This is a genomic window from Agrobacterium sp. CCNWLW155, from assembly GCF_036888815.1.
Lineage (GTDB): Bacteria > Pseudomonadota > Alphaproteobacteria > Rhizobiales > Rhizobiaceae > Agrobacterium > Agrobacterium radiobacter.
Genome location: NZ_JBAKFW010000001.1, coordinates 1,376,443 through 1,399,815 on the forward strand (window position 1 = coordinate 1,376,443; position 23,373 = coordinate 1,399,815).

20 protein-coding genes are annotated in these 23,373 nt (G+C 61.3%); 10 read left to right on the forward strand and 10 right to left on the reverse strand.

From position 1 onward, the window contains the following. Window positions 1-55: 55 nt before the first annotated feature. From V6S97_RS06960 to petA, 3 genes are read right to left on the reverse strand one after another with little or no spacing between them, the layout of a single operon-like run. A complete protein-coding gene (locus V6S97_RS06960; protein ID WP_004430247.1) occupies window positions 56-943 on the reverse strand; it encodes a cytochrome c1 in 888 nt (295 codons plus the stop codon). A gap of 22 nt (window positions 944-965) precedes the next feature. Then, window positions 966-2,249, reverse strand: a complete 1,284-nt coding sequence (locus tag V6S97_RS06965; protein WP_004430245.1) for a cytochrome b — start codon at window positions 2,247-2,249, stop codon at window positions 966-968. A gap of 14 nt (window positions 2,250-2,263) precedes the next feature. Next, window positions 2,264-2,842, reverse strand: coding sequence for a ubiquinol-cytochrome c reductase iron-sulfur subunit (gene petA / locus V6S97_RS06970; RefSeq protein WP_035212667.1), 579 nt, complete (start codon window positions 2,840-2,842; stop codon window positions 2,264-2,266). Between the two features lie 309 nt (window positions 2,843-3,151). Here petA and V6S97_RS06975 point away from each other — a divergent pair, with 309 nt between their 5' ends. Further along, the gene (locus V6S97_RS06975; protein WP_334426423.1) at window positions 3,152-4,084 is read left to right on the forward strand and encodes an endonuclease/exonuclease/phosphatase family protein; all 933 of its coding nucleotides are present in this window, start codon (window positions 3,152-3,154) and stop codon (window positions 4,082-4,084) included. Window positions 4,085-4,093: 9 nt separating this feature from the next. On the opposite strand, the gene V6S97_RS06980 is transcribed toward V6S97_RS06975, so the two are convergent. The 3 genes from V6S97_RS06980 to V6S97_RS06990 form a co-directional block, all read right to left on the reverse strand. Beyond that, the gene (locus tag V6S97_RS06980) at window positions 4,094-6,112 is read right to left on the reverse strand and encodes an ABC transporter ATP-binding protein (RefSeq protein ID WP_442886016.1); all 2,019 of its coding nucleotides are present in this window, start codon (window positions 6,110-6,112) and stop codon (window positions 4,094-4,096) included. Beyond that, a complete protein-coding gene (locus V6S97_RS06985; RefSeq protein WP_020808684.1) occupies window positions 6,087-7,937 on the reverse strand; it encodes an ABC transporter ATP-binding protein in 1,851 nt (616 codons plus the stop codon). Before V6S97_RS06985 ends, V6S97_RS06980 begins: the two co-directional genes overlap by 26 nt. Window positions 7,938-8,317: 380 nt before the next feature. Then, window positions 8,318-9,193 carry a phosphodiesterase gene (locus tag V6S97_RS06990; protein WP_334426424.1) on the reverse strand — a complete coding sequence of 292 codons (876 nt, stop codon included), beginning with the start codon at window positions 9,191-9,193 and terminating at the stop codon, window positions 8,318-8,320. Between the two features lie 234 nt (window positions 9,194-9,427). Between V6S97_RS06990 and V6S97_RS06995 the strand changes: the two genes are divergently transcribed. After that, window positions 9,428-9,889, forward strand: a complete 462-nt coding sequence (locus V6S97_RS06995; protein WP_223568046.1) for a tRNA (cytidine(34)-2'-O)-methyltransferase — start codon at window positions 9,428-9,430, stop codon at window positions 9,887-9,889. A gap of 172 nt (window positions 9,890-10,061) precedes the next feature. Beyond that, the gene (locus V6S97_RS07000; protein ID WP_112355861.1) at window positions 10,062-11,714 is read left to right on the forward strand and encodes a Na/Pi cotransporter family protein; all 1,653 of its coding nucleotides are present in this window, start codon (window positions 10,062-10,064) and stop codon (window positions 11,712-11,714) included. A gap of 1 nt (window position 11,715) precedes the next feature. Here the strand turns inward: V6S97_RS07000 and V6S97_RS07005 are convergent, their stop codons facing one another. After that, window positions 11,716-11,991 (reverse strand): hypothetical protein, encoded by a 276-nt coding sequence (locus tag V6S97_RS07005; protein ID WP_334426425.1) that lies wholly within the window; start codon window positions 11,989-11,991, stop codon window positions 11,716-11,718. 130 nt (window positions 11,992-12,121) lie between these two features. On the opposite strand from V6S97_RS07005, the gene hemF reads away from it, so the two are divergent. From hemF to V6S97_RS07020, 3 genes are all read left to right on the forward strand, one after another. Further along, on the forward strand, window positions 12,122-13,033 hold the full coding sequence (gene hemF / locus V6S97_RS07010) for an oxygen-dependent coproporphyrinogen oxidase (RefSeq protein ID WP_004430216.1): 912 nt from the start codon (window positions 12,122-12,124) through the stop codon (window positions 13,031-13,033). Window positions 13,034-13,155: 122 nt separating this feature from the next. Next, on the forward strand, window positions 13,156-13,425 hold the full coding sequence (locus tag V6S97_RS07015) for a hypothetical protein (protein ID WP_004430213.1): 270 nt from the start codon (window positions 13,156-13,158) through the stop codon (window positions 13,423-13,425). Window positions 13,426-13,557: 132 nt separating this feature from the next. Beyond that, window positions 13,558-13,743 (forward strand): DUF1059 domain-containing protein, encoded by a 186-nt coding sequence (locus V6S97_RS07020; protein ID WP_003523091.1) that lies wholly within the window; start codon window positions 13,558-13,560, stop codon window positions 13,741-13,743. Window positions 13,744-13,769: 26 nt separating this feature from the next. On the opposite strand, the gene V6S97_RS07025 is transcribed toward V6S97_RS07020, so the two are convergent. From V6S97_RS07025 to V6S97_RS07035, 3 genes are read right to left on the reverse strand one after another with little or no spacing between them, the layout of a single operon-like run. After that, on the reverse strand, window positions 13,770-15,026 hold the full coding sequence (locus V6S97_RS07025; RefSeq protein ID WP_004430203.1) for a CCA tRNA nucleotidyltransferase: 1,257 nt from the start codon (window positions 15,024-15,026) through the stop codon (window positions 13,770-13,772). Further along, window positions 15,023-15,661, reverse strand: a complete 639-nt coding sequence (locus V6S97_RS07030) for an NUDIX hydrolase (protein WP_004430201.1) — start codon at window positions 15,659-15,661, stop codon at window positions 15,023-15,025. The genes V6S97_RS07025 and V6S97_RS07030 overlap by 4 nt, the downstream gene beginning before the upstream one ends. After that, window positions 15,658-16,287, reverse strand: a complete 630-nt coding sequence (locus tag V6S97_RS07035) for a DUF1285 domain-containing protein (protein ID WP_334426426.1) — start codon at window positions 16,285-16,287, stop codon at window positions 15,658-15,660. The genes V6S97_RS07030 and V6S97_RS07035 overlap by 4 nt, the downstream gene beginning before the upstream one ends. 175 nt (window positions 16,288-16,462) lie before the next feature. Here V6S97_RS07035 and V6S97_RS07040 point away from each other — a divergent pair, with 175 nt between their 5' ends. The 4 genes from V6S97_RS07040 to V6S97_RS07055 are packed head-to-tail and all read left to right on the forward strand — an operon-like array spanning window position 16,463 to window position 23,306. Beyond that, window positions 16,463-17,473 (forward strand): AAA family ATPase, encoded by a 1,011-nt coding sequence (locus V6S97_RS07040; protein ID WP_004430195.1) that lies wholly within the window; start codon window positions 16,463-16,465, stop codon window positions 17,471-17,473. Window positions 17,474-17,498: 25 nt separating this feature from the next. After that, entirely contained in the window at window positions 17,499-18,413 is a 915-nt protein-coding gene (locus tag V6S97_RS07045) for a DUF58 domain-containing protein (protein WP_004430192.1), read from the forward strand. Then, window positions 18,410-21,220: a DUF4159 domain-containing protein gene (locus tag V6S97_RS07050; RefSeq protein WP_004430189.1), complete on the forward strand. Its 2,811-nt coding sequence runs from the start codon at window positions 18,410-18,412 to the stop codon at window positions 21,218-21,220. Before V6S97_RS07045 ends, V6S97_RS07050 begins: the two co-directional genes overlap by 4 nt. A gap of 1 nt (window position 21,221) precedes the next feature. Further along, the gene (locus tag V6S97_RS07055) at window positions 21,222-23,306 is read left to right on the forward strand and encodes a hypothetical protein (protein WP_004430185.1); all 2,085 of its coding nucleotides are present in this window, start codon (window positions 21,222-21,224) and stop codon (window positions 23,304-23,306) included. The last annotated feature ends 67 nt before the right edge of the window (window positions 23,307-23,373 follow it).

Below are 23,373 nucleotides of genomic sequence, written 5' to 3' on the forward strand. Positions count from 1 at the left end.
AAGGCCCCCGCGGAAGACCGCGGGGGCCGATGATTGGCAGGCATCTGAATACCTATCAATGTTCCTTGTTGGCGTAGACCGATTTCTTGGTGAGATAGATCAGCGCCGTGAAGATGAACAGGAACACCATGACCATGAAACCGGTGCGCTTGCGCTGTTCCAGATGCGGCTCTGCGGCCCACATCAGGAAGGCGGAGACATCCTTGGAATATTGGTCCACGGTCTGCGGCGCGCCATCGTCATAGGTCACCTGATCGGCACTGATCGGCGGCGCCATCTTCAGCGACGCCGCGCTGACGAAATACGGGTTGAAATGCGTGCCTTCCGACACTTCAACACCGGCCGGCGGGTCCTGATATCCGGTCAGCAGCGCGTGGATATAGTCCGGGCCGCCTTCCTGATAGCCACCGATGATCGGGATCATGTCGATGACGAATTGCGGGAAGCCGCGCTCCACCCCGCGCGCCTTGGCGAGCAGCGACATGTCGGGCGGCGCAGCGCCACCATTGGCGGCAGCGGCCGCCTCATGGTTCGGGAACGGCGAAGGGAAATGATCTGATGGCACGGCCTTGCGATTATACATTTCGCCGTCGGCGTTCGGACCGTCCTGGACTTCATATTCCGCGGCGAAAGCCTTCACCTGCTCGTCCGAATAACCGAGATCCCCCAGCGTGCGGAAGGAAACGAGGCTCATGGAATGGCAGGCGGAGCAGACTTCCTTATAGACCTTCAGGCCGCGCTGCAGCTGGCCCTTGTCATATTTGCCGAAGGGTCCGGCAAAGGACCAGCTCTGCTCTTCGGGCTTGATGACCGGGAAGTGGCCCCCGGCAATCGCATGTTCCGTCTTGGTGGCGAGATCATGGCTCTCCTCCGCCGCCGAAGCGACGGTGACGGAACAGCCGATGGCGGCGAAAAGCGCGATGCTTGTTACAAGCTTCTTCATTGTCGTCATCCTTCCTTCGCGCTCAGACTTCTGTGGCCGCAGGCGCGGCACCCGTCTTGGCGGCGTTCTTTGCAAGAACGGCCTCGGTAATCGAATTCGGAATACGCCGCGGCGTTTCGACCAAACCGAGGATCGGCATGATGACGAGGAAGAAACCGAAGTAATAAAGCGTGCCGATCTGCGACATGATGACGTAGATGCCTTCCGCCGGGCGCGAGCCCAGCCAGCCGAGCATGATGGCATTCACCACGAACAGCCAGAAGAACATCTTGTACCAGGGACGATAGACGGCGGAACGAACCTTCGACGTATCGAGCCAGGGCAGGAAGAACAGCACGATGATCGCGCCGAACATGACGAGAACGCCGCCGAGCTTGGAATCGATGATCCAGATGTTGAAGGTGATGGCGCGCAGCATGGCGTAGAACGGCAGATAATACCATTCCGGCACGATATGCGCCGGCGTCTTCAGCGGGTCCGCCATGATGTAGTTATCAGGGTGGCCGAGGAAGTTCGGCATATAGAAGATGAACCACGCATAGGCGATGAGGAACACCGAAACGCCGAGCGCATCCTTGAGCGTCGCATAGGGCGTGAAGGGAACCGTGTCGGTCTTGCTCTTCACTTCCACACCGGTCGGGTTGGTCTGGCCGGTCACATGCAGCGCCCAGATGTGCAGGACGACGACACCCGCGATCATGAAGGGCAGCAGGTAATGCAGCGCGAAGAAGCGGTTCAGCGTCGGATTATCAACCGCAAAGCCACCGAGCAGGAACTGCTGGATCCATTCACCCACGAGCGGGAAAGCCGTGAAGAAGCCGGTGATGACGGTCGCGCCCCAGAAGGACATCTGGCCCCAGGGCAGAACGTAGCCCATGAAGCCCGTCGCCATCATCAGGAGATAGATCACACAGCCGAGAATCCAGAGGATTTCGCGCGGCGCCTTGTAGGAACCGTAATAAAGGCCGCGGGCAATGTGCAGGTAAACTGCGATGAAGAAGAACGACGCGCCATTGGCATGCATGTAGCGCAGCAGCCAGCCGTGGTTGACGTCACGCATGATCTTTTCGACGGAATTGAAGGCAACCGTCGTTTCGGCCGCATAATGCATGGCCAGCACGACACCGGTGAGGATCTGAACGATCAGCATCACGGAAAGCATCGCGCCGAAGGTGTAGGCGTAGTTCAGGTTACGCGGGACAGGATAGGCAACGAAGCTGTCATAGATCAAGCGCGGCAAGGGAAGCCGCGAATCGATCCACCTTTCGATGCCGGTGGACGGCTGATAACTGGAATGACCACTCATGAATAACTGTCCCCTTATCCGATCTTGATCACGGTATCGGATGTGAATGCAAATGTCGGGATGGCGAGGTTTTCCGGCGCCGGACCCTTACGTATGCGGCCCGCCGTATCGTAGTGCGAGCCATGGCAGGGACAGAACCACCCGCCGAAATCGCCGGCCTGGCCGAGCGGAACGCAACCGAGATGGGTACAGGAACCGATCATGACGATCCAGTTTTCCTTACCCTCGCCGGCGGAACGGTCGATATCCGTCGCCTGCGCATCGGGGGCAACATTGGCATTGCGCGCCACGGGATCCTTCAGATCGCCGAGAGCGACGGCCTTGGCTTCCTCGATTTCCTTTTCCGTGCGGTTGCGGATGAAAATCGGCTTGCCGCGCCACTTGACGGTGAGCGACATGCCCGGCTCGACCGCCGTGACATCCACCTCGATGGAGGCGAGCGCCAGCGTCGATGCATCGGGACGCATCTGGTCAATAAAAGGCCATGCAACTGCGGCGGCACCGACAGCGCCCGCCATTCCCGTCACTAGGTAAAGAAAATCGCGACGGGTCGGTTCACCCGAAGCGTCGTGATTGGTTACGTGCTCGCTCACCGCTACACCATCCTCTGCGCTGTTTTTGCCGTAAATCGCATGAGTCCTCCCGCTATGATTTGATCCAGGACAAACTCCGTCCCATCGTCCTGGACACAACTGCGGCATTAAGAAACCGCGTCACTCTGTTTGATCGCAAAATATTGACCGACTTGGCAAGAGCAAAGCACACAAAGCCGCCGTAATTCTGCCGGAGGGGGCCGATTTGGCTCGCATTTTTTCGCCGCCCTTGGCAGGCGGGCAACATTGTGCGCATCCATGCCCCATGTTAGGAGACTTCAAGGGAGAGCTCGGAAAGCAGGGATTCGGATGACGGCGAAGCTCTCTTGCATGGTCTCCACGGCAGTGGCTGCCGTTCTGTTTATCGCCAGCCTGCGCTACATCACCGATTTCTGGCTTCTCGCCTTCGTCACCAGTTTCCAGCTTCACATCGCACTCGCCTGTATCCTGCTGTCATGCCTCGTCTTCTGGCTGACGCGCGATGCGGTTTCGGCTCTGCTTGTGGTCTGGTCGCTGGCACTCGCCATCCATGCCGTGGCGATGCTGACGGAATTTTCCACATCCGCCACCGCTGCGCCTGATGCAAAGCCGTTTCGGCTGCTATCCTTCAACGTCTTGATGGACAATGCCGCCAATGCGGATGCGATTGCCGACAAAATTCTCGAATCGGGCGCGGATGCCGTCTATCTCTTCGAGGCGGCGGCATTGCAATCGGTTCTGCCCCGTCTGCAGCAAACCTACCCGCACAGGCTGGGCTGTTACACAGGCACATCCGGATGCGATCTGGTCATCCTGTCAAAAAGACCATTGCAGGAAGGCCGTTTCCACAGTCTCAGCGATCTGCGCCGCGACCGGTTTGCCATCGCCCATATCGACCTCGACGGCACGGAACTGACGCTCGCCGCAGGCCACATCACCAAGCCCTATTTCGACGATTATCATCGCGATGAACTGGATGAAGTCAGCGAAATCCTCTTTCGCGTCACCGGCCCGCTCATTCTCGCCGGAGATTTCAACTCGTCCAGCATAGCGCCCGATATGCGCGCCTTTCTCGCCGCCAACGACCTGAAGAAAGCCACCTTCGAACCCGCCACATGGCCGACCGAGGCCGGTCGCTTCGGCATCGCCATCGACCACATCTTCGCCCGCGAACCGGCAACGCTCATGAAAATCACCCGCCTGCCCGATAGCCTCGGTTCCAATCATTATGGCCTGATGGCGGATTTCATGATCGGGAAATAGTCGAAGGCCTTACTGCGCCGCCTCGTCCGCAGCGAGAAAACCACCCGACTGCCGCGCCCAGAGTTCCGAATAAAGACCGCCCTGCGTGACCAGATCGGAATGGCTGCCCTGTTCCACGATGCGCCCCTGATCCATCACGATCAGTCGGTCGAGAGCCGCGATGGTCGACAGGCGGTGGGCGATGGCCAGAACCGTCTTGCCCTGCATCAGCTCATCCAGATTGCTCTGGATCGCCGCTTCCACCTCCGAATCGAGGGCCGACGTCGCCTCATCGAGCACGAGGATCGGCGCGTCCTTCAGCATCACGCGGGCAATGGCGATGCGCTGGCGCTGGCCGCCGGAAAGTTTCACGCCGCGTTCGCCCACATGCGCGTCGAACCCTTTGCGCCCACGTTGATCCTCGAGCCTTGCGATGAAGTCGTCCGCCTTGGCGCGGCGCGTCGCCTCCTGCAATTGCGCTTCGGTCGCGTCGGTGCGGCCGAACATGATGTTGTCTCTGATAGAACGGTGCAGCAGCGACGTATCCTGCGTGACCATGCCGATATGGGCGCGCAGCGATTCCTGTGTCACCCCGGCGATATCCTGACCGTCGATCAGGATACGGCCTTTTTCGACATCGTAGAAACGCAGGATGAGATTGACGAGGGTGGATTTTCCAGCGCCGGAGCGCCCGACGATGCCCACCTTTTCACCCGCCCTGATATCGAGATTAAGATGGTCGATGACGCCGTTCGCCCGCCCGTAATGGAAACTGACATTTTCGAAACGGATGCTCGGCTTCTTGACCTCCAGCGCCTTCGCGTCAGGCCCATCGACGAGACCGATCGGCTGCGAAATCAGCTCGGCGGCATTCTGCACCGTGCCGAAATTGCGCATGATGCCGTTGAACTGCGTCATCAACCGTCCGAGCAGGAAGTTGAGGCGCAGCACCAGCGCCAGCGTGAAGGCGACCGCACCCGAACTGATCCTGCCGGAAAGCCACAGATCGATACAGAGCGCCGCCATGGAAGTGATCATCACGCCAGACAGCAGCGCCATGGAAGCGCGCACGCCGGTGATGAAGCGCGTGAACGTCATGGTCGCATGCTGGAAAATATCGAAGCCCTGCCGCATGTAGCGGTCATTGGCATCATCGCGCCCGAACAGCCGGAGCGTCTGGATATTGCTATAGGCATCCACCATGCGACCGGAAAGCATGGAGGCGGCTTCCGCCGTTTCTTTGGAATGGTAGCGGATGCGTGGCACGAAATAACGCGCCAGCAGCGAGAAGATCGCCACCCAGACGAGGACGACGACCGCAAGCCGCCAGTCCAGCCCACCGATCAGGAACAGCATGGAGACCGAATAAATGCCGACGAACCAGACGCTTTCCATCAGCGAAGTGACGAGATCGCCCGCCGCCTGCCCGCCCGACCAGACCTTGGTGACGATGCGGCCTGAAAAATCATTCTGGAAGAAGGTCAGCGATTGCCGCGCCACGTGCATATAGGATTGCCAGCGCACCAGATTGTAAAAGCCGGGCGTGATGATCTGCTGGTCCACCAACGCCGTCACCATGGTGACGATAAAACGCACGATGCCGATCAGCACCAGCATGCCGACCAGCTCGCCGCCGTGGGCCGCAAGCAGCCCTGCCCAGCCCTCTTCCGGCTTCACGGTGGCGAGAATATCGACGAGACGTCCGACGAACCAGAAAAGCGCCGCCTCTATGGCCGCCGTCAGCCCGCCCAGCACCAGCATGGCGAAAAAGGGCGCCTTGGCCTGCGAGATATAGAACCAGATGAAGGCGAACGTGCTTTCAGGCGGCCGCAAATCGTCCTTGCGGGCGAAGGGCTTTATCCAGTTCTCGAAAAACTCGAAGATGCGGGTAATAACCATGATGCGGATATAGGCGGATTCCCGGAGCGGGAACAGCCGCGGAGGCTGCGGGAAGAGATTATATTTCGGTAACATTGCCCAAATGAAAAAGAGCGGGGAATGTTCCCCGCCCTTTCGCTTTTCCTCACTCAGCGGCCACTTCCGCCTCATGGTCGGCGATGAAGCCGCCGGACTGGCGCCGCCACAGGTCGGCATAAATGCCGCCCATTGCCGCCAGTTCCGCATGGCTGCCCGCTTCCACGATCCGGCCCTTGTCGAGAATGATGAGCCGGTCCATCTCGGTCAGCGTCGAAAGGCGGTGGGCGATCGCAATCACCGTCTTGCCTTCCATCAGCGAGAACAGATTCTCCTGGATCGCCGCCTCGACTTCGGAGTCGAGCGCCGATGTCGCCTCGTCCAGCACCAGGATCGGCGCATTCTTGAGGAAGACGCGGGCGATCGCGATACGCTGGCGCTGACCGCCGGAGAGCTTCACACCGCGTTCACCCACCTGGGCATCGAGGCCCTGACGACCGTGCATGTCGACAAGCGTCTCGATGAAGTCCCAGGCATTTGCCCGCTTCGCCGCCGCAATCACCTGTTCGTCGGTGGCCTCGGGGTGGCCGTAGGCGATGTTGTCGCGGATCGAGCGGTGCAGCAGCGAGGTATCCTGCGTCACCACCCCGATCAGCTCGCGCAGGCTGTCCTGAGACACCTTCGAGATGTCCTGGCCGTCGATGGTGATCCTGCCGCCTTCCAGATCGTAGAAGCGCAGAAGCAGGTTCATCAGCGTCGTCTTGCCCGCGCCCGAGCGCCCGACCAGACCGACCTTCTCGCCCGGCTTGATATCGAGCGTCAGCCCGTCGATCACGCCCTTGTTCTTGCCGTAGTGGAAGCGGACGTTGTCGTAACGGATGGCGCCCTGCGGGGCGGCAAGCTCAGGCGCCTTGGGAACATCGACGATATCGTGCGGCTTCGTCATCATCGACATGCCGTCATAGACCGTGCCGATATTTTCGAACAGCGAGGTGACTTCCCACATGATCCATTGCGACATGCCGTTGACGCGCATGGCAAGGCTGATGGCGATGGCGACCGAACCGGCCGTGACCGAACCCTGCATCCAGAAATAAAGACCGAGCGTTGCAGTGGAAAACAGCACGACCGCATTGTTGAGGTCGATCAGGATGTTGAAGCCGGAAATCTTGCGCATCTGGCGGTGAACGGTCCCGAGAAACACGTTCATGCCCTCGCGCGCATATCTTTCCTCGCGGCCCGCATGGGAAAACAGCTTTATCGTCGAGATGTTGGTGTAGCTGTCGACGATCCGCCCCGTCATCATCGAGCGCGCATCGGCCTGTTCCTGCGCCAGCCGGCCGAGTTTCGGCACGAAATAAGCAAGAATTCCCATATAGATGCCGAGCCAGACCAGCAGCGGAATGACCAGCCGCCAGTCCGCCGCCGCAACCATGAACAGCATCGAAACGACGAAGCTGATCGCGTAGACGAACACGTCGATCACCTTCAGCGCCACTTCGCGGATCGCCAGCGCCGTCTGCATCACCTTGGTCGAAACCCGGCCGGCAAACTCGTTGGCGAAGAAGTTCATGGAGTGGCGCAGCAGGAAACGATGCATCTTCCAGCGCGCGATCATGCCGAAATTGCCGGCAAGCGTCTGGTGCATCGTCATGGTATGGATCGCGCCCATCAGCGGCAGCAGGAATAGCACCAGCCCGGCCATGACGATCAGATGCCAGCCCTCATCGGCAAAAAAAGTCTCGCGATTGGCCGTGGAAAGCCAGTCGACGATACTGCCTAGGAATTTATAGAGCATGGCTTCGGCGATGGCGATGCCCATGGACATCAGGCCAAGCAGCAGCAGCCATGGCCATGCGGGCTTCACATAGTGCCACAGGAACGGCAAAAGCTTCCTTGGCGCCACGGAGGGCGCCGAAGCGGGAAAGGGATCGAGGCGTTTTTCAAACCAGCCAAACATAGGCCAAGCTCCGGCAATCAATCGCTCCATCGTGACATGGTGAGCGGACACAAATATGGCTCACGACGGAACGGAAAAGTCTTTGAACATGGCCGCAACAGCCACATGGTGAGTCGAAATATGGGAAACGCGGCCGGGCCGCAGAGTAACACCTAGGCCAGCAGCGACACTACTGGGGCCGGGAGGCGAATACGAATGTCATTTGGCATGAGAACCTCCCTTGGCTGGTGTTGAAGACATGGCCTTGTAGCGCAAAAATTAAGCAATGACCAGTCGGAAAGACACCGAATACGCGAGAAAACACGCAAGTGCGTCCAATACGGCGAGCGGGCGGAGATGACCCGCAGGGTCTCCGCCCGTTAAACGATGCGGACGTCGCCTTATTCGGCTGCGTCCTGCGCTTCGCCGTTTTCATAGTCGGCAATCAGCTCGGCCATTCCGGCCTGCGTATGACGCTTCAATTCCCGGCGATCGCTAGGCTGGGGCGCAAAAGTCACGGTGAGGCCCGTATCCCTTATCGTGCCAATGGCGAAAGACGCGCCGGACAACATGCGCACGCCCTCATGCAGCCACAGCGGGTCAGTGGCGAAATGCTGGCCGATGCCGACCACGACGGGAATGCCCTGCCAGTGCGACATGCGGTCGTAATGGATGTGGCCGGCCAGAATGCCGACGACATCATGCTCGAACAGCAATTCGTCCAGAACCTCGGTATCGTCAAAGGAGAGGGATTCCCACTCCGCATCGGGACGGTCGAAATCAAGCGCCGGCGCATGGTGCATCACCAGCAGCTTCGGCAGTTCGGGGTGGTTTTCCAGCTCATCCTCGAGCCATTCGATCTGCCCGGGCTCGAAAGCCCCGCCGACCTTGCCGGGAACGCTGGTATCCATGACGATGATGTGGATGCCGGCAATGACTTCGGCATGATCATAGGGCTCATCCAGATCCTCATGGCGACCGAGCATCACCGGATAAAAACCATCGCGACGATCGTGATTGCCGAGCGCGAAGAGCACCGGCACATCCAGTTCGGCTTGCGCCATCAGGCGCTTGAGTTCTTCATAGCTGCCGGCATCGCCCCTATTGGTCAAATCGCCGCTGACGACGATGAATTCAGGCGGCGGCACGAGCGCCTTGATCTGCGCGAGCGTCGCGGAAAGCGTGGCCGAGGTCTCGGAATAAAGATCATCATCCTGCACCTGCGGATTGCCAATATGCAGATCGGTCAGATGGACGAAATTCACCCGTTCGGACATGGAATCCTCCTGTTGTCGCGTGCAGAAAATCCGACTCGAAATGACCTGTCCCGACCATTCATGATCGTCCGGACAGACCTGACAATGTGTTGGTGAATGGGTAGCTGCGCTGTGTGTCACGCGAATGAATATCCGCTCGGGAACAACGCCTGGGAGGGACTTTTCCCAACGCACCTGTCGCTCGCCCCGCGCCCGTGATAATCGGACGGACGCTCCAACCGCAGTGAGAAGTCCATGCCCGACATCAGGATTGCCCTTTACCAGCCCGATATTCCCGGCAATACCGGCACCATCCTGCGGCTGGCCGCGTGTCTAGGCCTCGGCGTGGACATCATCGAGCCGGCCGGTTTCGATATTTCCGACCGCAATCTGAAACGGGCGGGCATGGATTATATTGCAGCGGCGGCGCTCACGCGCCATGTCAGCTGGGACCGTTTCGAGCAATGGCGGGCAACCACCGGCCGCCGGCTCGTTCTCGCCTCCACCAAGGCCGCCCTGCCCTATACTGACATCACTTACCGCACGGATGATATCCTGCTTTTCGGCCGTGAAAGTGCTGGCGTACCGGACCATGTGCATGAAAAGGCGGATGAGCGAATCATCATCCCGATGGTGGCGGGCCAGCGCTCCATCAACGTCGCCATGTCGGCGGCGATGATCACCGGCGAGGCTTTGCGCCAGACGGCATGGGCGTAAGCGCCATCTTTAACGCCAATTTTTCGGGCAAATACAAAATTTGACCGTTTTTACTTCAAAACTGTCGCAACCCGGCCTGTACCGGGGGCGTTGAGGCTCCTATACTCTTTAGCCGGACAATAAAAATCGCCCTCGCCGGAACCATGCCCCGGCGGGTGTGAGGAGACGTCGCATGCAATCCACCATTGTCATCGTCAACCTTCTCGGCGCAGTCGCACTGCTGCTGTTCGGTCTGTCCCAGGTCAAGGACGGCGTTACCCGCGCTTTCGGCATGAAACTGCGAAGCGTGCTGGCCACCGGCACCCAGAACGGTCCCCGTTCCTTCTTTTCCGGATTTTTTGCGACGGTGGCGCTGCAAAGCTCGACGGCAACCGCACTCACCGTCGCCTCCTTTGCGGAGCGTGACCTCATCAAGCCGCGCATGGCGCAGGTGGTGCTGCTCGGTGCCAATGTCGGCACCGCCGTTACCGCATGGATCGTGGCGGCCGGGGTGGAATGGCTGTCGCCGCTTTTGATCCTTGCGGGCATCGTGCTGAAAAAGGGCAGTTCCAACGCCAGACAGGGCGGCGGAACCGCGCTGATCGGCATCGGCCTGATGCTGCTGTCGCTGCATCTCCTAAGCGGCGCGACCGAACCGATGCGGGCCTCGCCGGCTCTCGGCGTCTTTATCGGCCTGCTTGATGGAGCATGGCCCGTCGCGCTGATCTTCTCGGCCGTACTCGCCTTCGTCTCCTCTTCCAGCCTCGCGGTCGTGGTGCTCATCCTGTCGCTGGCCGCCACCGGCACGCTTTCCACCGGCCTCATCATCGTTCTCATTCTGGGCGCCAATCTCGGCGGCGCCATTCCGCCTGTTATCGCCACGCTTTCCGGCCCCGCCTCGGCGCGGCGCATCACCATCGGCAATCTTGTCGTGCGCACCATCGGCTGCCTCATTGCCATGCCGCTCGCCTCCTATGGGGCGGAACTCCTGCAGCAATTACCGCTTTCGCCCGCAAAATTGCCTGTCGATGCCCACCTCATCTTCAACGTCATTCTGGCGGCCCTAGCCTGGCCATTCTCCGGCCTGATATCCGACCTGATGGCAAAGCTGGTGCCGGGCGATCCGAAGGCTGAAGACGGCCCGAATTTCCTCGACCAGCAGGCGTTGGATATGCCGGTGGTCGCGCTTGCCAATGCCACCCGTGAGGTCTTGAGCGTCGGCGACAGCATCGAGCGGATGCTGATCCGCGCCGAAAACGCCTTCAAGCACAATGATCTGGCGCCGCTTCAGGAAGTCTCCCTGCTCGAAAAGAAGGTCGACCGCCGTCAGCAGGAGGTGAAGGTCTATCTGTCGCAGCTGGGGCGCAAGGGGCTAAGCGACGAGGAAGCGCGCCGTTCGATCGCGATCATCGATTACGCGATCAATCTCGAACATATCGGCGATATCATCGAAAAGGGCATCTGCGAGCAGATCCGCAAGAAGGTGCTGAACAGCTTCAAATTTTCCGATGACGGTTATGAGGAGCTGAAAACCCTGTTCGACATGACCATCGAGAACCTGCGCGCCGCCCAGAGCATTCTTGTGACCGGCGATTTCGAGCTTGCCCGCCGGTTGATGGAAAGCAAGGTGGATATACGCCGCCTCGAAAAACAGTCCTCCAACCGGCATCTGGAGCGGCTGCGCGACGGGCTGACGGAAAGCATGCAGACCAGCTCGCTGCATCTCGACATGCTGCGCGACCTGAAACGGATCAACGCCCATATCGTTTCGGTGGCGCATCCCATTCTGGATGAAAGCGGTGTGCTGATCGAAAGCCGCCTGCGTTACGCCGAACCCCGCGCCTAACTCAATCGGCCGAGGGAAGCCGCCGCATGGTGAATTCGATGCGGTCGCCTTCAAGCTGCCGCCAGCTTTCCACTTCCGTCCAATAGGCCGCTTTGGGAAAGCTGTCGAACCATTCGCGCGCCTTGGCGCGGGCTTCCTCGCGGCCGAGACAGAAGGTCTGGCGCACGAACATGCCGTCACGCTTTTGTTCACCGCCGGCGCTTTCGTGTTCCTTGCGATGATTGGCGATCCTGCGCTTCAGCCCATCAAGGGGCGGCGGTCCGGCAAATTTCGTCATGATATTCACCTCTGGCACCTACATCGATAAAGATAGTGTCGGCGCGCCGCCTTGGCGAGTCGTATTTGTGCGCGGCGCAAACACCTGCTAGAGGCGGCGGGAACAGACTTCACCGCAGGAGAAAGAAGATATGGAACGGCCAATCTTGCCGAAGGGCTTGCCCGAGGACATCGAAGACAAGAAGGCCACAGCCGAAGCCTGGTTCCAGCATCTGCGCGACACCATCGTCGCCTCCTTCGAAACCCTGGAAAACGATCTTACCGGCCCTCTTTCCGATCAGGAGCCCGGCCGTTTCGTGCAGAAAGACTGGCTGCGCGACAATGGCGAAGGCGGCGGCGGCAAGATGTCGATGATGGAAGGCCGCGTCTTCGAGAAGGTCGGCGTGCACACCTCCACCGTCCATGGCGAGTTTTCGCCCGAGTTCCGCAAGCAGATACCGGGTGCGGAAGAAGACCCGCGCTTCTGGGCCTCCGGCCTTTCGCTCATCGCCCATCCGGTCAATCCCAATGTGCCCGCGGTACATATGAATACCCGCATGGTCGTCACCACCAGCCACTGGTTCGGCGGCGGCGCGGACCTGACGCCGGTTCTCGGTCGTCGGCGGACGGAACAGGACCCGGACACCCAGCTTTTCCATCGCGCCTTCGAAATCACCTGCAACCGCCATCCGGTTGCCGATTACCCGCGATACAAGACGTGGTGCGACGAGTATTTCTTCCTGAAGCACCGCAATGAACCACGCGGCACCGGCGGCATCTTTTTCGACTGGCTGCACCCTGATGAGGAAAAAGGCGGCTGGGACGCCAATTTCACCTTCGTGCAGGATGTCGGCCGCGCCTTCAATCTCGTTTATCCGAAAATCGTCCGCGCCAATTTCAATCAGAACTGGACGGAAGAGGACCGCGACGAGCAGCTTATCCGCCGCGGTCGCTATGTGGAATTCAACCTGCTTTATGACCGCGGCACGATCTTCGGCCTGAAGACGGGCGGCAACGTTGAATCGATTCTGTCCTCGCTGCCGCCGGTGGTGCGCTGGCCTTAAAAAACCTCACGCAAATTTGACGCTCATCAGCCATTTTGTCGCAAATAGCGCAAATTAGGACTTATGGAAAAATCAAGGCAGTGGTAGTCTCCTCCCGCAGACGTACTGGAGGAGCTATCGTCATGATTACTTCGAACAGCATGCCTATCTCTGCTTCCGTCGAGGAAGCGCTGCATTCCATCGATACCCCTGATCTGATCGACCGCCTGGCAGCGGAAATGCGCGCCACGGGTGATCGTGAACTGCCCCATTCCTTTTATGTCGAACAGGTGAAACGCTCCCTTGCCGGACAAAAAACGGCACGGCGGGCAGCCAATGACGAAATGCCTCGTACAAAAATTCCGGCAGCTGGCACATCCTCTGTGTTCCAGTGCTGGGCAATGCCCGAATAGGGGGCCCGAATAGGGCGCCGAACAGGGTTGAAGGACGCCGCTCTGGAACATAAGCGGCGAACTTTCGTTTCATGACCGAAGGACAGCATGTCACTTCAATGCTGTCCTTCGCTGAAACAGGGAGGCAAGACCATGAGACTTTTTGAATGCGGAACGCTCGTGCCCGGCTGTGCCTGGCATACGCGCGCAGATGACGACGCTGAAGTCGTCCGCCGCACGGTGGAGCACATGCGCTCGGCCCACGGCGAAACCGTCATCCGCGAAAACATGATCGAGAACATCAAATCCCGCATCCGCGACGAAGCGAATGCGGCGTAAGCCGCAACGCCTTCGTTGCTGCGACTTCAATTCTCCAGCATATCCTTCAGCCGGGCGGTCAGCGCTGCCCGGTCAAGGGAGAAATTGACGTCGATCCACTTTTCCTCAAGGCTTTTCAGCACTTCGCCCACCTTCGGGCCAGCCTCGACGCCTGCCGCCATCACATCCACGCCGCTCAGGGGGAATCCGGGCCTGTGGAATTTTTCCGCCCGCGCCAGCAGGGTCGAAAGCCGCGCCACCTTCTGCATGGCCGTGTCGCCAGCAGAAACATCGGCACGGGCGGCGGCAAGCGCAAGCTTCAGCCGTGTCTTCACACCTTCGACACCCTGACGGTAAAGCAGCCGGTCAAGCGCCGTCTCCTTCAGTTCGGGGTCAGCCGCCGCTGCCGAAGCCCAATGGGTAAGATAGGCAGCTTCGGCCTTTGACAGCCGGAGGCGCGCGGCAAGGGCGACCAGCCTGTCCCTATCGGGCGGCAGGATGGCGGAAAGCCGCAGCATCGGGTCCACCGCCCAGCCAAGAGCCTGTTCCGTCGCCACCAGCCCGTGAATGGCGTCGATACCCCATTTCTCGGTCTCGGGAAGAATTTCCGTCAGCACACCCGATTGCCGCATCCATAAAAGAGCGCGGGAGGGATCGTGCGCGGAAAGCAGCTTTTTCAGCTCGCTCCATACCCGTTCGGCCGAAAGGGTACCCAGCTTGTCCTTGGCCCGCGCACTTGCTCTGAGACCGTCCGCATCAGGACGGCCGGAGCCGTAGTGGGCGAAAAAGCGGAAAAAGCGCAGAATCCGCAGGTAATCTTCCGAAATCCGCATCGCCGCATCGCCGATGAAACGCACGGTTCCGGTTTCGATATCTGGCAGCCCATCGATAAGATCGATGATCTCGCCCTTTTCATCGGCATAAAGAGCATTGATGGTGAGATCGCGCCGCTCGGCGTCGGTCTGCCAGTCGGTGCCGAAAGCCACCTGTGCATGACGCCCATTGGTCTCGACATCACGACGCAGCGTCGTTACCTCGAAACCTTCGCCATCGATCACCAGCGTTACCGTGCCGTGCTCGATGCCGGTTGGAACCGCCTTGATGCCCGCAGCCTTCGCCCGCGCCACCACCACGTCAGGGGTGAGCGTCGTCGCCAGATCGACATCGACGACCGGCAGGTCCATCAGCGCATTGCGCACCGCGCCGCCGACGATCCGCACCTCGCCGCCATCGGCATTCAGAAGCGCAAAGATGCGCTTCAGCGCCGGTTTTTCGAACCAGTCCCGCCCGGCAAGGCTGCTCATGAATAAAACCTCTCGTAAATCGTCCTGACGATGCCCGCCGTAATGCCCCAAATGTAGCGTTCGCCATAGGGCATTTCATAGAAAAACCGCTCCTTCCCCTGAAAGATGCGGCTGCCGCGCCCGTGATTGGCCGGGTCCATCAGGAAGGATAGCGGCACCTCGAAAACCTCATCCACTTCCGTTGGATTAAGCGTCAGGTCAAAGCCGGGACGGACGACCGACAGCACCGGCTTGATGCGAAAACCCGTCCCGGAAATATAGTCCGGCAGGCGCCCCACCGTTTCCACGAAAGACCTGGAAAGGCCGATTTCCTCTTCCGTTTCGCGCAGGGCCGCCTCCTCCGGCGTGCGGTCTTCGGCATCGATGCCGCCGCCCGGAAAGGAAATCTGGCCGGAATGTTTGCGCAAAGTGGAGGTGCGCTGGGTGAAGATCACCCGCGCATCGTTGCCGTCATCGATAACGGGCACCAGCACGGCGGCATCCTTCAGCCTGATGCCGTTCCCAGAGAGAACCACGCCCGGATTGAGCACATGGTCGCCATTTTCGCGCTCGGCCACGCCCTCGCCTTCCTGCAGCACCCGGCGGCGGAAATCGCTAGCGGTAAAAGCCTTGAGGCCCGTTGTCGTCATAGTCATTGCGAAAGCCGTTCCAGTTCATTGGCGGGCATCACCGGAAAGACGATCCCGCCCGAGCGTACGGCGAACATGTCGATACCATCAACGTCGATCACTTCACCGAGCGCGACGAGATCATACATCACCGCCCGCGAGATCAGCGCTTCCAGCCGGCCGCGCACCAGAAGATAGGGTTTCAATTCGCGGTTTTCTCCGAAAATTTCAAACCGCAGCGGATACTCCGGCCCCGCCTCCACCACATCACCGACATTGGTGCGGAAGGTGAGCAGCGGCTCGCCATACTTCTCACCCACGGTCACCTTCATTTCGACGGCGACGAAAGGCGCATCGACGACCCGGATGCCGACTTTTTCCACAGGAGTTACGAGATAGGTTTTGCCGTCCTCATCCTTGCGTAGAACGGTGGAAAACAGCCGCACCAGCGGCGCCCTACCAATGGGCGTGCCGAGGTAGAACCATGTGCCGTCGGCGCGGATTTCCATGTCGAGATCGCCGCAAAAGGGCGGATTCCAGCGTTCCACCGGGGCCGGCCCGCGTTTGGCATCGCCAGTCTGTTCGGCGGCGCGGGAAATCATCGCCGCCAGCCCCGCCGCATCACCTGCCGAATTTATCGTCTCCGCTGCCATATTCGAGTCTCGCTTTGCCGATAAGGAAATACTAAGTCACGACATAGTCATTCGAATGGCGCTTGTCAGCGGCCAAGAGAGCAATAAGCTATATGCAGCGCAAAATCCGTCCCGGCCAGCGGGCAGCAAAACCGGGATGCGACTGTGACAGCGGCGAAGGTATGAGGAGAGCGACATGGGCGTGATGAATACCGGCGAAACCCTCGATGAAAAGGCCATCGTCGCCTCGGCCGAAAAGGCGCTTTCCGACATTGCGGCCATCCGCACGGAAGTCTCCAAGGTCATTTTCGGCCAGGAAAAAGTGGTGCAGAACACGCTTCTCGCCATCCTCTCGGGCGGCCACGCATTGCTCGTCGGTGTTCCCGGCCTTGCCAAGACCAAGCTCGTCACCACGCTCGGCACCGTGCTCGGCCTCGATGCCAACCGCATCCAGTTCACGCCTGATCTCATGCCGTCGGATATTCTCGGCTCCGAAGTCATGGATCAGGACGAAAACGGCCGCCGTTCCTTCCGTTTCATCAAGGGCCCGGTTTTCGCGCAATTGCTGATGGCCGATGAAATCAACCGCGCCAGCCCGCGCACGCAGTCCGCTCTTCTGCAGGCCATGCAGGAATATCACATCACCATGGCCGGCCAGACCTATGAGCTGCCGAAGCCGTTCCACGTCCTGGCCACCCAGAACCCGCTGGAACAGGAAGGCACCTATCCGCTGCCCGAAGCCCAGCTCGACCGCTTCCTGCTTCAGGTGGATGTCGGTTATCCCGAACTTGCCGCGGAGCGCCAGATCCTGCTCGATACGACAGGCACCGCCTCTGGCGAAGCACGCGGCGTGATCGATGCCGAACGCCTGATGGAAGTTCAGGCCCTCATCCGCCAGATGCCGGTCAGCGACAAGGTCGTGGACGCGATCCTTTCGCTCGTCCGTTCCGCCCGCCCCGGCCATGGCAACAAATTGACCGACAAACACGTTGTCTGGGGCCCGGGCCCGCGCGCAGGACAGTCGCTGATGCTGACCGCCCGCGCCCGTGCGCTCTATGAAGGCAGGCTCGCACCGTCGCTGGACGATGTCTATGCGCTCGCCGAGCCGGTGCTGGAACACCGCATGGCGCTGACGTTTGCGGCCCGCGCCGAAGGCATGTCGGTGCGCGATGTCATCGCAGCACTCGTGGAGCAGGCGAAGAACTGAACGCACGTTCGCGAAAGGACTGCATGTGGCATCCATCGGCCAGATCGTAGACAAGACGCCGGGTAGCGAAGTTCTGGCGCGTGCGCGCCAGCGCGCCGCACTGGTGCCGGACTGCATGGTCGAGGCAAAACGCATCGCCAACACCGTCACCGCCGGCTGGCACGGCCGCCGCAAGCGCGGCATCGGTGAGAATTTCTGGCAATTCCGCCCCTATGCCGAAGGCGAGAGCCTGTCGCGCATCGACTGGCGGCGCTCGGCCCGCGACGATCATACCTATGTGCGTGACCGGGAATGGGAAGCCGCCCACACCATCTGGCTCTGGGCCGACATGTCGCCGTCGATGATGTTCAAATCCACCCTCGGCTCCGTTTCCAAGGAAAGCCGGGCGCTGGTGCTGATGCTGGCGCTGGCGGAAATCCTTGCGCGCTCGGGCGAGCGCATCGGCTGCCCCGGCATCATGGAGCCGGTCTCGGCCAGAAACGCCGCCGAACGGCTGGCCGCCGCCATCATGCATGCGCCGCTCACGACAGGCATGCCGGAAACGGGCATGATCCGCGGCGCGAGCGACATCGTCCTCATCGGCGATTTTCTCGATGATGCGAAAAATGTGATGGAGCGGATTTCGCCGCTCGCGCGGCGGGGCTTACGTGGCCATGTGGTGGAAATCGCCGATCCGGCCGAGGAAACCTTCCCTTATTCCGGCCGCACCGAATTCACTGATCCGGAAACCGGCGAAAAACTCGTGTCCGGCCGCGCCGAAACCATTCGCGAGGACTACACCCGCGCCTATCTCGCAAGGCGCGAGGCCTTGTCCTCATCGCTGCGCCGTCTCGGCTGGAACTTCGTGTTCCACCGCACCGATCATCTCGCTTCCGAGGCGCTCGTCGCCGTTCACATGTATCTTTCCGGCGCGCCCGCGCAAGGCGGTGGCCATCGATGAGCGCGTTGCCTTTCGTGTTTACCAGCCCCTACATCCTCTTCGGCCTTCTGGCGCTGCCCGCCATCTGGTGGCTGCTGCGGCTCACACCGCCGCGCCCCAAGGCGGAGGTCTTTCCGCCGCTGAAGATTCTGGCGACGGTGCTGAAACGCGAGGAAACGCCGTCGAAAAGCCCGTGGTGGCTGACCCTTCTGCGCATGGCGCTCGCCGCCGCCGTGATTTTCGCTCTGGCGGACCCGGTGGTAAACCCGCGCAACAGCAGCATCGCCGGCAGCGGCCCCCTGGTGCTCGTGGTCGATAATAGCTGGGCCTCCGCGCCCGACTGGGAGCGGCGCGTGGCAACCGCGCAAGCTCTGATCGGAGATGCCGAACGGGCCGAGCGCCCGGTTTCCATCGTTTTCACCGCCGACGCCGAACATGACGCCGTGCCGGGAACGACAGCCGTGGCGCTGGACAAGCTCGCCGCAGCAAAACCGAAGCCGCTGGTTCCCGATCGTATCCGCACGGCAGAGGCCATCACCGAAGCGCTGAACGGTACGCCCCCCGGCACGCTCGCCTATATCACCGATGGCGTGCAGAGTGCGCAGGATGAAAGCGCGATGAGAACGCTTGCCAGCCTCTCGCCCGCCGAATTCCGCATCGTGAAGGGCGATGGCAAGGCGATCACCGCCATATCAGGCGCCACCAACAATGCCGACGCCATGAGCGTCACGCTTTCACGGCTGGATACCGCCGAAGCCGCGCGGCTGACCGTGAATGCGCAGGACAGCCAGGGCCGCATCCTCGCCAATGGCACCGCCAGCTTCGCGCCCGGCGAGGCCGAGACGACGGCGACGGTGGAAGCGCCCTTCGAACTGCGCAACGATTTCGCCCGCCTTTCCCTCGAAGGTGTCTCGACGGCGGGTGCGGTGCATCTTCTCGATGACGGCTTCCGCCGCCGCCGCGTGGCGCTGCTGGCCGGCGAAACCGGCAATGATTTCCAGCCGCTGCTGCAGCCGCTTTATTATATCAGCCGCGCCCTGCAGCCTTTTGCCGATCTCATTCCGCAGCGGCAGGCCGATCTGGCGCAGGCGATCCCGGAAATCCTGCAATCCAACCCCTCCGTCATCGTCATGGCTGATATCGGCCGCCTGCCGCAGGAAACCTATGAGCCGATGCAACGGTGGCTGGCCGGCGGCGGCACGCTGATCCGTTTTGCCGGACCGCGCCTTGCCGCGGCCCCAGCCGACGATCCGCTGGTGCCGGTAACACTCAGGCAGGGCGAACGTGCGCTCGGCGGCGCGCTCTCCTGGGCCGAGCCGCAGCCGCTTGCCGATTTCCCGAGTTTTGGCGCCTTCGCCGGCATGCCGAAGGCCGATGGCATTCTCGTCAAACGCCAGGTTCTGGCCGAACCGACACCGGATCTGGCTGAGCGCACCTGGGCCAGCCTTGCCGATGGCACGCCGCTCGTCACCACCCGTAACGTCGAGGCAGGCCGCATCGTGCTCTTCCATGTCAGCGCCGAAGCAAGCTGGTCCGACCTGCCGATCTCAGGCCATTTCGTCGATATGCTGCGCCGTATCGTGCAATTGTCGAAGGCGGGCGGCGCTTCCGCCAACGCCAATGCCCCGGCGGCCGCCCTGCCGCCCTTCCGGCTGCTCACGGCCGAAGGCGCACTGTCGGCCGAAATCGGCACTGCCCGACCGCTGGAAATGCGCGCCGGCCAGCCGCCCCGCACCGGTTTCGACAATCCCCCCGGCCTTTACGGCACAGAGGATGGTTTCGTGGCTCTCAATCTCTTAGCCGCTGGTGCGACGCTGCGCCCCCTCGACACGTCGGCCGCCGGTATCGGCACGTCAAGCGAAGCGCTGATCGGCGAAACGGCAAAATCCCTGCGCCCCGCCCTCTTCATCGCCGCCTTCCTGATGCTGATTGCCGATAGCCTGATCGTGCTCTTCATGAACGGCGCATTCGCCCGCCTGCCAAAAGCCCGCAGCGCCACCGCCGCCACCCTGCTTCTGGCGCTTGGCGCCTTTGCCACCATGTCGCCAACGGACGCGCGCGCCGACGATCCGAAACCCGGCGACGAGCAGATATTCGAGCGGCTGGACACCACGCATCTCGCCTATGTCCGCACCGGTGAAGACGATGTCGACCGCATTTCCGAGCAGGGCCTGCAGGGTCTCAGTGAATTCCTGACCTGGCGCACGACGCTGGAGCCCGGCCAGCCGGTCGGTCTCGATATTTCCAAGGATGAATTGTCCTTCTATCCCATCATCTACTGGCCGGTTTCCGCCACGGCACCGATGCCCTCAAGCGCCGCCATCTCGCGTATCGACGCCTACATGCGCGCCGGCGGCACCGTACTGTTCGATACGCGCGACCAGTTCTCTTCGCTCGACACCGGCGCGACCAGCCCTAACGGCGAACGCCTGCAAGCGATCCTCGCCAATATCGACATTCCGCCCTTGGAGCCCGTGCCGGAAGACCATGTTCTGACGCGCTCTTTCTACCTGCTCACCAATTTCCCCGGTCGTTACAACGGCTCGCCGCTCTGGGTGGAATCGCGGCAGGGCGCGGCCAAGACCACGTCGGGCCTTTCCTCCTCCGGTGATGGCGTGACGCCGATCATGATAACAGGCAATGACTTTGCCGGCGCATGGGCCGTCGATGCGCAGGGCGCGCCGGTTCTGCCCACCGTGCCACCAGACGAGATGCAGCGCGAACACGCCTTCCGCTCCGGCGTCAACATCATGATGTATATGCTGACCGGCAACTACAAGGCCGATCAGGTCCACGTTCCCGCACTTCTCGAACGGTTGGGGCAGTGACATGACATTGACCTTCGCCCCCTTCCTGCCGTGGATCGTAATCGCCGTTCTGGCAGTCGCAGCCCTCGCCCTTTCCTTCATCGGCCTGTGGCGCGGCGTGCGCGGCGCGTGGCTGCGCGGGCTGGCGCTCGCCGCCCTGCTTGCCGCCATCGCCAATCCGCTTCTGACGCAGGAAGAGCGCGAGCCGCTCTCCACCATCGTGCCCGTCATCGTCGACCGCTCGCAGAGCCAGGACGTGCAGGAGCGGCCGCAGATGACCGATACCGCGCTGGAGACGCTGAAAGACCGGCTCTCGCGCTTCCCGCGCATTGAGCCGCGCATCGTGGAAGTCCGCGACAATGGTGAGAGCGATTCCCCCTCGACACAGCTTTTCTCGGCGCTTTCCTCTGCCGTCTCGGATGTCTCACCATCCCGCGTCGGCGGCGCGATCTTCCTCAGCGACGGCCAGATTCACGATATTCCCAACGCTTTGCCCAATGCCGAACAGGCGCTGGGCTTCCGCGCGCCGGTCCATGGGTTAATCACCGGCAAGGCCGATGAGTTCGACCGCCGTATCGAAATAGTCCGCGCTCCGCGCTTCGGCATCGTCAACGAAGAGCAGCAGCTGACACTGCGCGTCTTCGATGACGGCCGCCCCGCCGGCGGCGGTTCCGCGGAAGTGACCGTGAAGATGAATGGCGAAGAAATCGCCACGCTGCAGGCCACGCCCGGCCAGCCGACGCCGTTCAGCTTCAAGGTTCCGCGCGGCGGCAACAATGTCATGGAGTTTTCCGTCGCCGAGCTTCCGGGCGAAGTAACGGCCGCCAATAATCGCGCCGTTCACCTGATCGAAGGCATCCGCCAAAACCTGCGCGTGCTGCTCGTTTCCGGCGAACCCCATGCCGGTGAACGCGCCTGGCGCAACCTCCTGAAATCCGACGCCTCGGTCGATCTGGTGCATTTCACCATTCTGCGCCCGCCCGAAAAACAGGACGGCACGCCCATCAACGAACTCTCGCTGATCGCCTTCCCGACCCGCGAACTGTTCGTTGAGAAGATCAATGATTTCGACCTCATCATCTTCGACCGCTACCAGCATCGCGGCGTGCTGCCGATCCTTTATTACGATTACATCGCCCAATATGTCGAAAAGGGCGGCGCGCTTTTGATCGCCGCCGGGCCGGAACATGCCGGTCAGGATTCGATCGCCATGACGCCTTTGGCCTCCGTGCTGCCGGCGCAGCCGACGGGTCAGGTGCATCAGGCCGCTTTTTACCCCCGTCTTTCGGAAGCGGGCAAGAAACACCCCGTCACCCGCGGGCTGGAAGGCTCGGGCAACGAGCCGCCGCAATGGGGCCGCTGGTTCCGCACCATCAGTGTCGACCCGCCGCAGGGCCAGACCGTGATGCTGGGCGACGGACAGGACCCGCTGCTGGTGCTGAACCGGCAGGGCGAAGGCCGTGTCGCCATGCTGCTGTCGGATCAGGGCTGGCTGTGGGCGCGCGGTTACGAAGGTGGTGGCCCGCATGTGGCGCTTTACCGCCGCATCGCCCACTGGCTGATGAAGGAGCCGGAGCTTGAAGAAGAGGCGCTGACGGCGCGCGCCAACGGCCGCACCCTGCAGATCACCCGCCAGACCATTGGCGACGATCCCGGTCAGGCGAGCGTGCGTTTCCCTTCCGGCAAAACGGAAAGCATGGCCTTCACCAGCGCCGAGCCCGGTCTTTACAGGATCGAGCGCCGCATGGATGAAACCGGCCTGTTCGAAATCAAGAACGGCGATTTCACCACCCTCGTCCATGTCGGCGCGGTGGATGCACCGGAATTCAAGGCGATGATTTCGACGACCGAAACGCTGAAACCGCTGGCAGACGCCACCAAGGGCAGCGTGCACCGTGTCGCCGATAGTTCCGGCCGTATCGCGCTGCCCGATATATTGCCCGTCCGCGGCGATATCAGGGTTGCCGATGAGGATCGCATGCTGATACGCATGACCGACGAGACGGTGCTGAAAGGCGTCAACACCCTGCCGCTCTTTGCCGGTTTTGCCGGGCTTGCCGCCCTGCTGCTCGCCTTCTCCGCGCTCTGGTGGCGTGAGGGCCGGTAAGGGCGTTTCGGCCCGGCGGCAGCGCCGGGCTTTCCCGTCTCCGATTGGAAATCGAAAGCGGTCGCCA